The sequence below is a fragment of the Methylobacterium tarhaniae genome, assembly GCF_001043955.1.
Lineage (GTDB): Bacteria > Pseudomonadota > Alphaproteobacteria > Rhizobiales > Beijerinckiaceae > Methylobacterium > Methylobacterium tarhaniae.
In genome coordinates this window covers 136686-152471 of sequence record NZ_LABZ01000025.1, presented here as the reverse complement: position 1 = coordinate 152471, position 15786 = coordinate 136686, and the positions used below count along the sequence as shown (strand labels likewise).

General features: G+C 69.3%; 10 protein-coding genes and 2 pseudogenes. 8 read left to right on the top strand and 4 right to left on the bottom strand.

Translation table 11 applies throughout. The features are described 5' to 3' along the window. Window positions 1-1096, bottom strand: a pseudogene (locus VQ03_RS04790) (hypothetical protein); the annotation flags it as partial. Window positions 1097-1491: 395 nt separating this feature from the next. Further along, on the bottom strand, window positions 1492-1761 hold the full coding sequence (locus VQ03_RS04785) for a hypothetical protein (RefSeq protein ID WP_245291967.1): 270 nt from the start codon (window positions 1759-1761) through the stop codon (window positions 1492-1494). A 359-nt stretch (window positions 1762-2120) separates the two neighbouring features. On the opposite strand from VQ03_RS04785, the gene VQ03_RS04780 reads away from it, so the two are divergent. After that, entirely contained in the window at window positions 2121-3542 is a 1422-nt protein-coding gene (locus VQ03_RS04780; protein ID WP_048449705.1) for a lipoprotein N-acyltransferase Lnb domain-containing protein, read from the top strand. Between the two features lie 91 nt (window positions 3543-3633). Here VQ03_RS04780 and VQ03_RS04775 read toward each other — a convergent pair whose 3' ends face one another. After that, complete coding sequence (locus VQ03_RS04775; protein ID WP_048449704.1) at window positions 3634-4845, bottom strand: serine hydrolase domain-containing protein; 1212 nt, start codon at window positions 4843-4845, stop codon at window positions 3634-3636. Between the two features lie 234 nt (window positions 4846-5079). Between VQ03_RS04775 and VQ03_RS04770 the strand changes: the two genes are divergently transcribed. The 7 genes and pseudogenes from VQ03_RS04770 to VQ03_RS04740 all read left to right on the top strand — a co-directional run bounded on the left by VQ03_RS04770 (window position 5080) and on the right by VQ03_RS04740 (window position 15060). Then, window positions 5080-5406 (top strand): DMT family transporter, encoded by a 327-nt coding sequence (locus tag VQ03_RS04770; protein WP_048449703.1) that lies wholly within the window; start codon window positions 5080-5082, stop codon window positions 5404-5406. Window positions 5407-5419: 13 nt separating this feature from the next. Then, window positions 5420-5806, top strand: coding sequence for a hypothetical protein (locus VQ03_RS34480; protein ID WP_048449702.1), 387 nt, complete (start codon window positions 5420-5422; stop codon window positions 5804-5806). A gap of 20 nt (window positions 5807-5826) precedes the next feature. Further along, window positions 5827-8208: a glycoside hydrolase family 65 protein gene (locus VQ03_RS04760; RefSeq protein WP_048449701.1), complete on the top strand. Its 2382-nt coding sequence runs from the start codon at window positions 5827-5829 to the stop codon at window positions 8206-8208. Window positions 8209-8445: 237 nt separating this feature from the next. After that, complete coding sequence (locus VQ03_RS04755; RefSeq protein ID WP_048449700.1) at window positions 8446-8895, top strand: hypothetical protein; 450 nt, start codon at window positions 8446-8448, stop codon at window positions 8893-8895. 297 nt (window positions 8896-9192) lie between these two features. Further along, a pseudogene (locus VQ03_RS04750) lies at window positions 9193-11595 on the top strand (phosphoketolase family protein); the annotation flags it as partial. 416 nt (window positions 11596-12011) lie between these two features. Continuing rightward, window positions 12012-12779: an HAD family hydrolase gene (locus VQ03_RS04745; protein WP_245291966.1), complete on the top strand. Its 768-nt coding sequence runs from the start codon at window positions 12012-12014 to the stop codon at window positions 12777-12779. Beyond that, complete coding sequence (locus tag VQ03_RS04740) at window positions 12772-15060, top strand: glycoside hydrolase family 65 protein (RefSeq protein ID WP_048449698.1); 2289 nt, start codon at window positions 12772-12774, stop codon at window positions 15058-15060. The genes VQ03_RS04745 and VQ03_RS04740 overlap by 8 nt, the downstream gene beginning before the upstream one ends. Before the next feature lie 216 nt (window positions 15061-15276). Here the strand turns inward: VQ03_RS04740 and VQ03_RS04735 are convergent, their stop codons facing one another. Continuing rightward, window positions 15277-15708, bottom strand: coding sequence for a universal stress protein (locus tag VQ03_RS04735; protein ID WP_048449697.1), 432 nt, complete (start codon window positions 15706-15708; stop codon window positions 15277-15279). Between the last annotated feature and the right edge of the window lie 78 nt (window positions 15709-15786).

Here is a 15786-nt window from a genome sequence, read left to right as displayed (position 1 = left end):
GTGCCGAAGGCCTTGCCGCCGCCCTTTCCCGCCCGGCCCGCCGCCCGACTGCGCCGCGCTCCCGAGGCCTGTAGGCGCCGGTCGTGCTCACGCTGCCGTCGTTGGACACGTCGACGGAACCGCCATTCCCGCCCCTTGCGCCCGGATAGCCGCCGCCCGTCGTGTCCTGGATGCCGCCATTGCCGCCGACGCTCTGGACCAGCGCCCCGAGGGCGAAGTCGCCGCGGGTGGCGATCCGGCCGGCATTGTCCAGGCTGACCCTGCCCCCGGGCCCGCCCGGCGTGGCGTAGTGGCCGTTATAGGCGTCGTTCCCCTTGCGCGAGCCCGCGCCCCCGAGGGACTCGACGACCAGACCGGTCGCCCGGTCGCCGCCGGTCTCGACCTCCCCGGTCCGCGTCAGCCGCAGCGAGGCCTCGCCGCCGAGGCCGCCGCGCCGGCGCTCCAACTCGTCGGTGTCGCTGCGGCCTCCGTGGCCGGCATCGCCGCCGGCGGAGGTGACGCGGACGCCCTGGAACGCGGTGCCCTGCGTGGATACCCGCGACGACAGGATCAGGCCGGCGGATCCGGCATCGCCGCCGCCGCCCGGCGTCATCTGCCCGTCGCCGCCGGTGCCGCCGCGGGAATAGACCCAGAACCGGGGCAGCTGTGCCGGCTGGTCGCCCGCTCCCGTCACGGTCTCGGCCAGCGTCACGAAGACCGAGCCGCCGCGCCCGCCGACGCTCCCGGCACGCCAGTTCCATCCCCGCTCGTACCCGGCGCCGCCCGTCCCGCCGACCGAGCCGGCCGCGATCGACGCGGCGGGATTCGCCGCCGCGGCCCGCGGGTCGAGGTCGATCAGGCTGAGACTGCCGCCATCCTTGCCCGGCGTGCCGTCGTGGCCGAGCCATCCGTTGAGGTTGATCAAGAAATCGTCGGCCTTTTGGCCGTTCTCGCCGCGCACCACGACCGGAACCGGCCGCTCCGCCGCAGCCGCGTCCGACAGCCCCGTGCCCATCGTCAGCGCCACGCCGCTGACACCGGTCAGGAGCGAGAGGGCGCGCCGGCGCCGCATCGTGCCGGGTCGGTTCGCAGCGGGCGAGGCGTGGGCGGGCGACATCGGGGACGTTCCTTGGCGTGGGGGACGTCGTCCGGACGAGCCGATCTTGCACCGAGCGGACGAGGCGGGGGGCGAACGCGTGGCTGTGCGGCAGCTGGACACGCTCGCGAAACTCGCGTGCTCGAATTCCAACAATATGGTTAATAAATGCTTAAACCTGCGCGTCGCGGCGCTCGGATCCGGATGCCGGCATGTGCAAAATCATGACGTTGTTCGCTGCAAAACATCAGAAAGCATGTATCTTATAGCAATGCAAAAACTCTTCGACTCGTTTTTCTTGTCTTTATAGAACCGCTATCGGCATTGGAAGCCGACAGCCCGGGTGCCGTGTTGCGCGACGCGACGGCAGTCGCACGGGGGCGGAAGATCAGAGCCGAGGGCCGGAGCCGAACGGCTCAGGGATGCAGCACGCCGATGAGATGGAACAGGTAATCGGCGTCGAGCGGCTTCCAGCCGAGACGGCGCCTGATCAGCGCGTAGCCCGCGCAAAGCAAGGCGGCGCAGCCGACGAGAGCCAGCATGAAGTAGAGGACGTTTCCGGTCACGAGCCAGGTCGAGACAGCGACGACCACGGTGGTCACGAAAATGATCCGGTTCGGATGCTGCGGGCCGGGTCCGGCGAATTCCGACATGGGTGGTTCCACTTCGATGGCGATCAGCGGCAAGGAGGCAGGGGATCGAGCCCGATCGCGGTCCGATCATCGAGATCGCCCTCGGGGGCCGGCCCGCGGAGGGGCGAGAGGCCGCCACCCCGCGCGCGGCGGCTGCCGATGTCGGTGGATGGCGGTGCCATGGGCCGGGATGCCTCGTTCCTCACACCGCGCCAGCATCCCGTCGGCGCACCAACGAGAGCCGTACCCGACCGCGACAATTGTCGCGATCACCGGATTATGCAGGCGGATTCCCGCAGCGGTCCCCTCCCCGGAGTTCTGCCGCAGGGGAACGAGCGGATTCCGTTAACAAAGTCATCACGCAAGTGGTGAATCGTGCGCACCGCTCCGCCTCCGATCGAAGACGCCCGGTCATGTCCGAATCGCCGCCGTCCCTGCCGGGCCCTCCCCTCTCCGGAAGGGCCGTCTCCACGCCCCGCGGGATGAGCGGCGGCGCGCGGAACACGTCCCTCTGGCTGCTGCTCGTCGGCAGGGCCGAGGTGGGCCGGCGCGCGCCTCTGTTCCTCGTCGCGGGCCTCGTCTCCGCGGCGCTCGGCGTCCTGATCGTGATCGACTCCCTCGACGGGGCGGTCCACATCCCGGACCGCTGGTTCGGCCTCCTGCTCCTGGCGGAGGGCGCGGCGTCGCTCGTCGCCGGGGTGACCGCCCTCGGCGCCGCGCGCAGGCTGCGCCTCCTCAAGGGCGGGGCGCTGCTGGTGCTGGCCGTCCTGATCGTGGCGGCCACGCGCCACAGCACCTTCCTGCTCGCGATGATCTTCGGCACGGCCTTCCTGGTCGACGGCGCTGCCCGGATCGTCATCGCGAGCCTGCTCAAGTTCTCCGGGTGGCGGAGTTCGGTCGCCCTCGGGGGCCTGGGCGTCGCGTTCGGCCTCTTCCACCTGCAGCCCTGGCCGACCTGGTACGCCGGCACGCTGGGATACTGCCTGGGCATGTTCCTGATCCTCAACGGCGCGCGGTTCGCGCTGGCCGGCCGGCGCGCGAAGCGGATGGCCACGGCGCATCCGGCGACGGGGCCGGTCCCGGCGACCGCCTCACCGGAATCCGACAGCCTGACCGTCTACGTCTGGACCCCGACCGGGCATGCCACGACGCCGGCCCGGCAGCGGCTGATCCGACGCTACATCGCCGCCGTGAACGCGCGCGGGACCATCTCCACCGGGCATGCCGCCCTCGCGCAGGGCACGGACCTCTACATCAGCCACTATCCCGCCGTGGAACTCGACCGTTCGACCGCGAACCTGCGCTCCAGCTTGCGGGCCGGCCCGGAGAACGACGTGCCGGGACGGTTCCTTCCCTCCTACGCCGAGGAGGCCGCGGATTGGTGCGATGCCACGGTCACCGTCACGCTCAACGGCATCGACGCCGCCGGGCTCCGGGCGTTCTGGGACGCCTATCGCCGCGACGCCACGTACAACTTTATCAGCCGCAATTGCTCGACCACGGTGGCCAGCGCGCTCGATGCGGCGGCGGAGGGGGCCTTCGCGCGCACCGGGACGCCCTGGCGGCGCCTCGCCAGGGCGCTCACCACGCCGGAATACTGGGCCGCGGCGCTGCTGCGGAACGGTGCCGCCGGGATGACGTGGACGCCGGGCCTGGTCCTGGACTACAGCCGCGCCCTGAGCGCGCTTCTGGATCCCGTCTCGCCGGTGCCCGGCATCGCCTGGAAGGGGGTCGGGCGCCGCTTCGTCCGCAACCTGCAGGGCGGGCCGATGACCGATCTCTACCGGCTCGTGCGGCGCCGGCCCGCGCCGAGCACGGGACCGACCGAGGCGTGAGGGACGGAGGGAAAGGCTCCCGCCGTCCCGGGTGCCGTCCTCGAGGCGGGACGGCGCTCGGGCGGCCCCCGCCCCCGGTGCCGCGATCGGCTCAAGGGCGCCCGGCTTCGAGATCGGCCGCGATGGCCTGCATCACCGCAAGGGTGTCGGTCTCGTCCTGCTCGGCACCGTGATCGCTGAGCTTCACGATGACCGTGCCCGTCTGGCGATTGACGTAGACGTACTGCCCGTAGACGCCGATCGCCGAGATGTCGCCGTCATCCCCACCGGGCGCGTGCCACCACTGGGCGGAATAGTGCCAGCCATCCACGGCGCGGCGGGCCGGCGTCCCGATCCGCTCGATCCAGCGGGCGGGGATGATCCTCGTGCCGCCGGCGCGCCCCTGATCGGCCACGAGGAGCCCGAAGCGGGCGAAGTCCCGCGCCGTCGCGTTGATGCAGCAGAACGCCTTCTCGAGGCCGCCGGGCCGGTCGAGGTTCCAGGTCGCGCCAGCCTCGGCGCCCATCGGCTTCCAGATCCGGTCCGAGAGCAGATCCGCCAGGGGCTTGCCCTCGACCCGGGCCAGGATCAGGCCGAGCACCTCGGTGTCGATGCTGCGGTAGCGGCCCTTGCTGCCCGGCTTGAACGCGAGTTGCGCGTGATCCTTCACGAAGGCCGCGACGTCCCGGGTCAGGTACATCCCGGCCGTGCCCGTGAGCGGATGGAGCGGATCGTAGTTCTCCGGAACGGCGAGCCCGCTCGCCATGTCGAGGAGGTCGCGCACGGTGATCTTCCCGAAGACCGCCGCCGAACGCAGCTCGGGCAGGAGGTCCGAGACCCGGTCGGTCTCGGCGAGCTTGCCACGCGCCATGGCCGTCCCGGCCAGAAGCGAGACGACGGACTTCGCCACCGACCATGACGGGAACAGCGTCGCCGGTCCGGTCCCGGGACGATACCACTCGTGGATCAGCACGCCGTCCTGCACCACCAGGAAGGCGTTGGTGTGCGTCGCCGCCAGCATCGTGGCGAGCGGCACCCCCTGCCCTTTCCACTCGACGCGGTCGAGGATCGGGCGCGGCGTGACCGGCAGGGCACGGGCCTGGCTCGGAGCCGGCACGGCGCGGCTCGGGAACCACGTGCTGACCGCCGACGGCTCGACGACCGCCAAAGCCGCGAGGGTGACGGGATCGGGAACGCCGATCATCCTGGTGGCGGCCCAGGCGCCGCCCGCCGCCAGCACGGCGCCGATCGCGGTGTGCGTGATCCACCGGCGGGCGGGGCTCTTGCGGATCGAAGGCTCGGGCATGGCGGGCGACGCGGACATGCTGAAGTGATGTCGCTCCCGACCCTGAAGATTGTCTTGACGCGAGGCGGGACCGACCGGCGGCGGACCGACGTGCCATCGATGCCTGGCCTCCGGGGCGCCGGCCGAAAACTGTGGACCGGGCATCCGGTGCCGGCCTGCCGCGCCGAAAACGTTCACGACTTGCGCGGGAGAACCTCTGCGGGCGGACGCCCTGGCCGGGCGTCCCCTCTTGGCTGGGAAGTATCGGTTGTCATGAACGCATTCCTCATCCTCGGCCTCGCGATCAGCGCCGAGGTGACGGCGACCCTCGCCCTCAAGGCCGCGGATGGTCTCACGCGACCGATTCCGACCGTGATCGTCGCCCTCGGCTACGGCACGGCCCTGTGGCTGATGTCGACCAGCATGCACATGCTGCCGATCGGCGTCGTCTACGCGATCTGGGCCGGCGTCGGGATGGTGGGCGCCGCGCTCGGCGGGGCCTGGCTGTATGGAGAGCCTCTCAATACGACCCTGCTGGTCGGTATCGGGGTCGTCGCCCTGGGTGTCACGATCCTGGCCGTCGGACAGAGCCAGCATTAGGGGACCGCTCCGGTTGCCGCGCCTCGGCCTCGGGCCTCCGAGGCGCGGCGTCGATCGGCTCCGTCCGCTGGTCGTCGATGAGCGGCAGGGCCGGCCCTATGCCGGCGACGCCTTTCAGCGCGAGTGGCGGAAGGTCGCCAGGACCGCCGGCATTCCCGACCACATCTGGACCATGGATGCGCGGGCCGGGGCGATTACCGAAGCGCAGGATGCCGGGGCCGATCTCGACGCGAGGTGCGACGACACCTGCCGCGCGTCCGAGAACGGCTACCTGCTCACCCGGGCCGGCAGCAAGGATCCGCTGTTCAGCTGTCCCGATCAGTCAAGTCCGACACGTCGATGCGGCTACAATCGAGGCAGAAGCATCGATCCCGGAACCAGGCAAGACGGCCGCGCCTGAAGGCGCTCGGAGGGACAACCATGCTGCGCCCTCGCCTGATTCCGCCCGAAGACATCTTTCCCGCAAATCCTTGGGCGCTCGAGGCGATCCGCTACGATGCCAAGCTGGCGCGGGAACTCACCGGGCAGGCGGAGACGATGTTTGCCCTGTCGAACGGCTACCTCGGTCTGCGCGGGGTCGTCGAAGAGGGCCTACCCGTCCGCGAAGCCGGGACCTATCTCAACGGCTTCTACGAGCACCGGCCGATCGCCTACGGCGAGCACGCCTACGGCTTTCCCACGGTGGGCCAGAGCATCCTCAACTGCCCCAACGGGACGGTCCTGAAGCTCTACGTCGATGACGAGCCGTTCGTCGTGCCGGAGGCGGAGATCCTGTCGTTCCGGCGAACCCTCGATTTCAGGAGCGGAATCCTGAGTCGCGACGTGCGCTGGCTGACCCCGGCGGGCAAGCGCCTGCGCCTGCGCACGCTCCGCCTCGTATCGCTGTCACACCGCCACCTCGCGGCGATCGCGTACGAGCTGACGGCGGAGGATGCCGAGGCGGAGGTGGCGATCTCCTCCGAACTCCGGAACGAACAGCCGCTCCTGACCGACACGGCGGACCCCCGCCTGGCGGAGGGCTTCGTCGGACGGGTCCTGCATCCGGCCGGGACGCGATCCGAGGCTCTGCGCGCGGTGCTGAGCTACCGGACCCGGAGTTCGGGGTTGGTGCTCGGCTGCGGCATGGACCATGTCGTCGCGGCCGACGGCTCCTTCACCCCGCACGCCGCATGCGACGACGACCTCGCCACGGTCGTCGTCAGGGGCCGTCTCACGGCCGGTCAGACGATCCGCATTCACAAGTACTTGAGCTACCACTACTCGGATGCCGCGACGCCCGAGCAGATCCACGCCTTGACGGGCTGGACGCTCGACCGTGCCGTCGAGACCGGCTTCGCATCGATCGTCGCGCAGCATCGGCAGGACGTCGAGCGCTTCTGGGCACGGGCCGACGTGATGGTGGAAGGCGCGAGCCCGCGGACGCAGCAGGCGATCCGCTGGAACCTGTTCCAGCTGATGCAGGCCTCCGAGCGGGCGGAGGGGCACGGCATCCCGGCCCGCGGCCTGACCGGGCGGACCTACGAGGGTCACTATTTCTGGGACACGGAGATCTACGTCCTGCCGTTCCTGGTCTACACGAACCCGCGAATCGCGCGCAGCCTGCTCAAATACCGCTACGACATGCTGGAGAAGGCGCGGGCCCGCGCGCGCGAACTCGGACATCGCGGGGCCACCTTCCCCTGGCGGACGATCAACGGCGAGGAAGCATCCGCCTATTATGCCGCCGGGACGGCCCAGTACCACATCAACGCCGACATCGCCTACGCGCTTCGCAAGTACGTCGAGATCAGCGGCGACGAGGAGTTTCTGCGGCTCTACGGCGCCGAGATCCTGGTCGAGACGGCACGCCTGTGGTGCGATCTCGGCTTCTTCTCGGACCGTCTCGGCGGCTCCTTCTGCATCAACGGCGTGACGGGGCCGGACGAGTATACGGCGATCGTCAACAACAATTGCTTCACGAACCTGATGGCGCGGGAAAACATGCGATACGCGGCCCGGACGGTCCGGCGTCTGGCGCGCGAGCACCCCGACTGCTTCGAGAGCCTCACGCGGCGCACTGGCCTTGCGCCGGATGAGCCCGATGCCTGGGAGACGGCCGCCGAGCGCATGTACCTCCCCTACGACGAGCGGCGACAGGTGCATCCGCAGGACGACGGCTTCCTCGAACTGGAGGAATGGGATTTTGCCGGCACGCCGGAGGATCATTACCCGCTTCTTCTGCACTACCATCCGCTCAACCTCTACCGGTCGCAGGTGATCAAGCAGGCCGACACGGTCATGGCCATGTTCCTGCTGAACGATCAGTTCACGCCGGAGGCCAAGCGACGGAATTTCGAATACTACGATCCTTTGACAACCCACGACTCCTCGTTGTCCGTCTGCATTCAGAGCATCGTCTCGAACGAGATCGGATTGAGGGAGAAGGCACTCCACTACTTCAATTTCGCCTTGGCGATGGACATGTCCGATATCGGCGGAAACATGATGCACGGGGCGCATATCGCGGCGATCGGCGGCACGTGGTTGGCGCTGATCTACGGGTTCGCCGGTCTCCGCGATACGCAGGGACGCATCACCTTCAATCCCTGTCTGCCTGATGCATGGTCGCGGCTGCGCTTTACTCTGGAGGTCCGCGGTCGAAGAATCCGGATCGACATCGATCGTGCCACCGCCACCTACACTCTGCTCGACGGCCAGGAACTGGACATCTGGCATGGCGCGGAGTCGATCGTCCTTTCAGCTGCGGAGCCGGCGATCTCTCGTCCTATACCGCAGCAAAGTGACAGGATCACAGCCTGTTAGGCAACGAACGCGCCCGATCAAGCAAGCCGCGAACCCGATATATTGATACTGCGGCGCACAAGACTCGATCTCGTTGCTGCGTGTCCTCTTCGATCAAGCGGCGTGACCAGTTCCGAACATGATGGCGAAGGCACTCCGTCGGCGAGTCTTCGATTCCGAGTCTCGCCGGTTCCGGCACGACCGTCTCGCCGGGTGCTGCCCGGCGCAATAGGACATCTTGCGACAGGAGGCATACCCATGAAGCATTCGATGCTCTGCATGACGGCTATGGCCGCCCTGATACTGACGAGCGTTGCGGCGGAGGCCCGCGGCTTCCGCGGCGGCGGCGGCGGTGGATTTCGCGGCGGCGGCGGGTTCCACGGGGCCGGATTCCGCGGCGGTGGATTCCGGGGCGGCGGCTTTGGCGGGTACCGCGGCGCCGGCTACCGCGGCGGTATCGGACGACCGGGCTGGGGCGCGGCGCGCCCGATAGCCGGCCGGCCCGGAGCGGGATACGGGCGATACGGCCGTTACGGCTACGGATATCGTTACGGCGGATACGGGTACCGCCCCGGCTACGGGGTGGCTGCGGCGGGGGTCGGCCTCGCGGCCGGGGCCGCGGCGGCCGGCTATTACGGCTCGACCTATGGCGGCTGCGGACCCTACGCCTACTACGATTCGTATACCGGAACGTGCCGCGCCTACTGAGCGACGCTGCGGCGCGACGGGTTCCGTCGCGCCCCCGCTTGACCGGGCGCGGCGACAGCGCCGCGTCGATGGGGATGGGCTGGCGCGTCGTTCCACGGCGCGTCGCACCGGTCGGAGACGAAAGCGATGACCGCTCACCGAAACCCTCAGCGCCTCGGCGCGCAGGCGCGCCGCGTCGAAGCCAGGACGGCCGAACGCAAGACAGCCGAGCACAAGACCGCCGAACACAAGGCGGCCCCGTCCGGCGGATGGTCCGACCGGGCGCACGAGGGTCGGTCGCCGGAAGGGGATTCCCGGAAGGAGGCCGCGTCGGCGACCGAGCTCAGCCTGATGGACGCCTATTGGCGCGCCGCCAACTACCTGTCGGTCGGACAGATCTACCTCTACGACAATCCCTTGCTGAAGGAGCGCCTGAGCAAGGAGCACATCAAGCCGCGCCTGCTCGGCCACTGGGGGACCACGCCGGGGCTGAACTTCATCTACGTGCATCTGAACCGGCTGATCCGCCGGCACGACCTGAGCATGATCTACATCACCGGCCCCGGTCACGGCGGGCCGGGGCTGATCGCCAATGCCTATCTCGAGGGCACCTACAGCGAGGTCTACCCGAACATCTCCCGCGACGAAGCGGGCATGAAGCGCTTGTTCAAGCAGTTCTCGTTCCCGGGCGGCGTGCCGAGCCATGTCGCCCCGGAGACGCCGGGCTCGATGCACGAGGGTGGCGAGCTGGGCTACGCGCTCTCCCACGCCTACGGGGCGGCCTTCGACAATCCCGATCAGATCGTCGCCTGCGTGGTCGGCGACGGCGAGGCCGAGACCGGGCCGCTGGCGACGAGCTGGCACTCGAACAAGTTCCTCAACCCGATAACCGACGGGACGGTGCTGCCGATCCTGCACCTCAACGGCTACAAGATCGCCAACCCCACGGTGCTGGCCCGGATCAGCCACGAGGAACTCGACAGCCTCTTCCGCGGCTACGGCTACACGCCCCACTTCGTCGAGGGCGACGACCCGGCCGCGATGCACCGGCTGATGGCCTCCACGCTCGACACGGTGCTCGCCGACATCCAGCGCATCCGGACCGATGCGCGCCGGAACGGGTTCACGGAGCGGCCGCGCTGGCCGATGATCGTCCTGCGGACCCCGAAGGGCTGGACCTGCCCCAAGGAGGTCGACGGCAAGCGCACCGAGGATTACTGGCGCTCGCACCAGGTGCCGATGGGCGCGATGCACGACAACGCGGCCCACGTGCGCATCCTCGAGGAGTGGATGCGCTCCTACCGGCCGGACGAGCTGTTCGACGAGGCCGGGCGGCTGCGGCCCGAACTCGCCGAGATCGCCCCGCAGGGCGAACGCCGCATGAGCGCCAACCCGCATACGAATGGCGGCTCGGTGCTCCGCGACCTGCGGCTGCCGGATTTTCGCGATTACGCGGTCGAGGTGACGGCGCCCGGCGCCGTCACGGCGGAATCGACCCGCCAGATGGGCCTGTTCCTGCGCGACGTCATGGCGCTCAACGCCGAGGCGCGGAACTTCCGGCTGTTCAGCCCCGACGAGAACAACTCGAACCGCTGGCAGGACGCGCTCGAGGTGACCAACCGCGCCTGGGTCGCCGAGACGTTCCCTTGGGACGACCACCTCGCCCCCGACGGCCGGGTGATGGAGATGCTGAGCGAGCATCAGTGCCAGGGCTGGCTGGAGGGCTACCTGCTCACCGGCCGCCACGGCTTCTTCTCATGCTACGAGGCGTTCATCCACATCATCGACTCGATGTTCAACCAGCACGCCAAATGGCTGAAGGTCTGCAATCACATTCCCTGGCGGCGCCCGATCGGTTCGCTGAACTACCTGCTGTCGAGCCACGTCTGGCGCCAGGACCATAACGGGTTCAGCCATCAGGATCCCGGCTTCATCGATCACGTCGTGAACAAGAAGGCGGAGGTCGTCCGGGTCTACCTGCCGCCGGACGCCAACTGCCTCCTGTCCGTGACCGACCATTGCCTGCGCAGCCGCAACTACGTGAACGTCGTCATCGCGGGCAAGCAGCCCGCCCCCCAGTGGCTGACCATGGATCAGGCGGTGAAGCACTGCACGGCGGGGCTCGGCATCTGGGACTGGGCCAGCAACGACCGCGGCGGCGAGCCCGACGTGGTGATGGCCTGCTGCGGCGACGTGCCGACGCTCGAAACCCTCGCGGCGGTCGACCTCCTGCGCCGGCACGCGCCGGACGTGAAGGTGCGCGTCATCAACGTCGTCAACCTGATGAAGCTCCAGCCCGACACGGAGCATCCGCACGGCTTGCCGGACCGCGACTTCGATGCCCTGTTCACCACGGACAAGCCGGTGATCTTCGCCTTCCACGGCTATCCCTGGCTCATCCACCGCCTGACCTACCGGCGCAAGGGCCACGCCAACTTCCACGTGCGGGGCTACAAGGAAGAGGGCACCACCAGCACGCCGTTCGACATGTGCGTGATGAACGATCTCGACCGCTTCCACCTCGTCAGCGACGTGATCGACCGCGTGCCGGGCCTCGCGACGCGGGCCGCCTACGCGAAGCAGGCGATCTGGGACAAGCTGATCGACCACAAGGAATACATCAGCCGCCACGGGGACGACATGCCCGAGGTGGCGGGCTGGACCTGGGGCCGGAACGCGGTCGCCCGCGCCGGCACTTCGACGGAGGGCGACAACCTCTAAGCCGATTTCGCAAAAGTGGTCGCCGGTTTTGCGACAAAAATCTGCGACCAAACAAGACCCAGAGCCTGCTTGAGCCGACCGACAGTGTTGACACCCTCCTCGTCATTCCGGGGCCGCGCAGCGGAGCCCGGAATGACGAGGAGGATTTGAGATCCGCAAAGATCAGTCGAACAGTCCACGGGCGTCATTCTCCGAATCTTTCACCGGCCCGGTGAATGATGAAAGAAATAGAAGCCGAGCAGAGCTGCACGGCGCAACTGCGATCGGCACACGCGACCGGCGGCAACATCTGGCCGGCAAGGCGCGAGACCACGAGACGGCACTCGCGAGACGGAACTCTTGCCGCCGCAGGATCCATCGAGACCGGATCGCGCCGGATTCGAAGTCTGAGCAGGTCTTCCGGCAGAGCCGCCCGGATGCCTGCCTTCGGGAGGGACGCGCCCGGCGCGTCGACGGCCATGACTCGGGTTCTGCGCGCAGCGATCTTCGATGTGGACGGCGTGCTGGTGGACTCACCGCACGAGCGGGCGTGGCGCGAGGCGCTCGCCGGGTTCGCCGACCCGGCCGGCCTCACCACGGCCTTCTACCAGAGCCACGTGGCCGGCAAGCCGCGCCAGGAAGGTGCGTGGGCCGTGCTGGAGCATCTCGGCGGCGCGGGGGCGACCGCCCACGCCGCGGCCTACGCCGAGAGAAAGCAGGCCCTGATCGACCAGCTGATCGCAGAGGGCCGTTTCGTCGCCTTCCCGGACGCGATCCGCCTCGCGGTCGCGATGAAGCAGGCGGGACTGCGCTTGGCGCTCGCCTCCTCATCGAAGAACGCGGATGCGATGCTGGCCCGCGTGAACCTTCCGGACGGTGGCACGCTGCTGTCGCTGTTCGATGCCGACCTGAGCGGGCGCGACGTGCCGCGCGGCAAGCCCGACCCGACCCTCTTCCTGCTCGCCGCCGATGCGGTCGGCGTGCCGCCGGATCAGTGCGTCGTCGTCGAGGATGCCCCGGCCGGGATCGAGGCCGCGCATGCGGGAGGAATGGCGTCCTTAGGCGTCGCCCGACTCGACGACGCGGCGCTGCTGCGGGCGGCGGGTGCCGATCTCGTCGTGACCTCGCTCGACCAGCTCGATCTGGCTGCGCTGGGCAGCGGCCTTCTGCGGGCCAGCGCCGTCTCGGAGAGCATCCATGTGTAAGGAGCTGCAACCGACGCAGGATCTCCACTGGATCCTCACGCATGAGGGCTACAGCGTGATGACGGAGAGCGCCGTCGAATCCCGCTTCGCGTTCGGAAACGGGTTCCTCGGCATGCGGGCCGCCCGCTCGGTGAGCCGGGGGCCGACCTGGGCGAGCTGGCTCGGCTACATCCGCTGGGCCTCCTGGCCGCGCTGCTACGTCGCCGGCCTGTTCGACATGCCCAACACCGAGCCGCCGGTGCCCGCCCTGGTGCCGGTCGCGGACTGGTCGCGGGTGCGCCTCCTCCTCGACGGCGAGCCGCTGGCCGCACGCGACGGCGAGATGCTGTACGGGACGCGCACGCTCGACCTGCGGCGCGGCCTGCTCCTGTCCGACTGGATGCACCGAATGCCCGGCGGCGTGACCTTCACCGGCCAGGAGCTCCGTCTGCTCTCGCAGGCCGATCGGGCCACCGGATTGCAGGTCCTGCGCTTCGCGCTCGATCGCGACGGTGTCGAGGTGAGGCTGGAGGCAAGCTTCGGCCTCGCCGGCCTCGGCATGGAGCCGATGCGGCTGGAGCGCGACCTCGCCGCCTGGCGCACCGAGGGCACCGGCAAGGCCGTCGGCATGGCGGGCGCCGCCACGCTCTCGCGCGGCGGCGACGTCGCCGAGGCCGAACGGCCGTTCCCGCTGCGCTGGATCTGGCGCTGGCGCTCGGTGACCGGGCAGGCGGCGGTCTTCGCCCGCCTGGTCGCGGTGACGCGGGCCGACCGGCCGGAGGACGACCCCGCGCCGCGCGCCGCGGCGGCCTTGGAGCGGAGCACGTCGCTCGGCTGGCGCGCCGTGCTGGCGGCGCACGAGGCCGCGTGGGCGGAGCGTTGGACGATGAACGATGTCGTCATCGAGGGCGACGACGAATTGCAGCGGGCGCTGCGCTTTGCCGTCTACCATCTGACGAGCGCCGCCAACCCGGACGACGAGCGGGTCTCGATCGGCGCGCGCGGCCTCACGGGCGACGCCTATTTCGGCCACGTCTTCTGGGATACCGAGATCTACCTCCTGCCGTTCTACACTGCGGTCTGGCCGGAAGCCGCGCGGGCGCTGCTGATGTACCGCTTCCATACCCTCCCGGGTGCGCGGGAGAAGGCCGCGCGCATGGGCTGCCGCGGCGCGCTCTACCCGTGGGAATCGGCCGATACCGGTGCCGAGACCACGCCCGAATCGGTGCTGGGTCCGAACGGCACGCCCATCGAGATCCTGACCGGCAAGATGGAGCATCACATCAGCGCCGACGTCGCCTACGCGGTCTGGCACTACTGGCGTGCCACGGGCGACGACACCTTCCTGCGGCAGGCCGGCGCCGAGATCCTGCTCGAGACGGCCCGGTTCTGGGTCTCCCGCGCCGTGGTCGAGGCCGATGGACGACGGCACATCCGGCACGTGATCGGGCCGGACGAGTATCACGAGGACGTCGACGACAACGCCTTCACCAACGTGATGGCCCGCTGGACCATCGCCCGCGGCCTGGAGGTCGTCGCGCTGTTGCAGGCGCGCTGGCCCGACGCCGCGGCCGCGCTCCGGACCTCGCTCGCCCTCGACGACGACGAGCTCGCGGAGTGGCGGGAGGCGGTCGGGCGGATCGTCGACGGGCGCGACCCCGCATCGGGGCTCTACGAGCAGTTCGCTGGATTCCACGACCTCGCCCTGCTCGACGTGGCGGACTACGCCGATCACGCGCTGCCGATCGACGTCGTCATCGGCCGCGAGCGGACGCAGGGTTCGCAGGTGGTCAAGCAGGCGGACGTGGTGGCGCTCATCGCGCTCCTGCCCGGGGAATTCCCGGGCTCATCGGCCAAGACCAACTTCCGCCACTACGAGCCGCGCTGCGCGCATGGCAGTTCGCTCAGCGCGGCCATGCACGCGCTCGTCGCGGCGCGCCTGGGTCACGCCGAGATGGCCTTGCGCTACATGCACGAGACGGCGTCGCTCGACCTCGACCCCGACCCGAACAGCGCGGGGGGCGTGCGCATCGCCGGACTCGGCGGATTGTGGCAGGCGGTGGTCCGCGGCTTCGGCGGCCTGAATCTGGCCGGCGAGCGACTGGAAATCGACCCGCGCCTGCCGCCGCAATGGCAGTCCCTGTCGTTTCGGACGCGCTGGAGGGATCGCACCGTGGCGATCAAGATCACGCCCGAGCGCGTGGAGGCGACGCTGCTGACCGGTGAGAGCATGGAGATCGGTGTGAGGGCCTCCTTCGTGACCCTGGAGCAGGGGACGGTGCTCCGGGTCGGCCTTTCCTGAATCCCGCGTGCGCGAACCCCGTCGCCCTTGCTCCCGTCATTCGGCATGGCGAGACGCGCGCGATCGCCGATCGAGGAAGCTGCATCTTGGGCCGTCGGAATCATGCAACCCTCGCCGGTCGCGCGGCCCGGAAGCTCGGCCCCGTGACGCCGCAGCCCACCATGCCATCCGTGACAAGGTGCGCTGCGGCGGTTCCGATGAGATCATCGTCGAGGGTCAGCGATAGACCAGAACCGGAAGCTTGGAATACGTGAGAACCTTCAGGGTCTCGCTGCCGATGACGAGGGCGGACAGGCCACGACGGCCGTGTGAGGCCATGACGATGAGATCGCAGCCGCGTGCCTCGGCCGCCTCGATGATGGCCTCGTAGGGTTGCCGGTCCTCGACCTTGACGACGTCGCACGAGACACCGTCGCGCTTGGCCTCCTCCTCGGCCTCGCCGAGCCTGCGATCGGCCTCGCCATGGGCATCGCGCCAGAACTCGTCCATGTACGCGTACGATCCGCCCAGTCCAAGGACCGGGAGCCGGTGGACGACCGTGAGCGCGGTCACCTTCGCCCCGACACTCCTGGCGAGCGACATGGCCTTCTTGACGGCCGCCGCGGACAATGGCGTTCCATCGGTCGGAACGAGAATATGCCGGTACATCGACACCTCCCCAACAAGCCGCGAGCCATCCTCGCAGGGTCGTCCGGAACCGGACCGCAACGACCATAAAGCAGGAAA

Excerpts from the sequence above, each read along its gene's own strand:
- VQ03_RS04780 (WP_048449705.1), top strand. The coding sequence starts at position 2,121 with ATGTCCGAATCGCCGCCGTCCCTGCCGGGCCCTCCCCTCTCCGGAAGG.
- VQ03_RS04775 (WP_048449704.1), bottom strand. The coding sequence starts at position 4,845 with ATGTCCGCGTCGCCCGCCATGCCCGAGCCTTCGATCCGCAAGAGCCCC.
- VQ03_RS04770 (WP_048449703.1), top strand. The coding sequence starts at position 5,080 with ATGAACGCATTCCTCATCCTCGGCCTCGCGATCAGCGCCGAGGTGACG.
- VQ03_RS04760 (WP_048449701.1), top strand. The coding sequence starts at position 5,827 with ATGCTGCGCCCTCGCCTGATTCCGCCCGAAGACATCTTTCCCGCAAAT.
- VQ03_RS04755 (WP_048449700.1), top strand. The coding sequence starts at position 8,446 with ATGAAGCATTCGATGCTCTGCATGACGGCTATGGCCGCCCTGATACTG.
- VQ03_RS04745 (WP_245291966.1), top strand. The coding sequence starts at position 12,012 with ATGCCTGCCTTCGGGAGGGACGCGCCCGGCGCGTCGACGGCCATGACT.
- VQ03_RS04740 (WP_048449698.1), top strand. The coding sequence starts at position 12,772 with ATGTGTAAGGAGCTGCAACCGACGCAGGATCTCCACTGGATCCTCACG.
- VQ03_RS04735 (WP_048449697.1), bottom strand. The coding sequence starts at position 15,708 with ATGTACCGGCATATTCTCGTTCCGACCGATGGAACGCCATTGTCCGCG.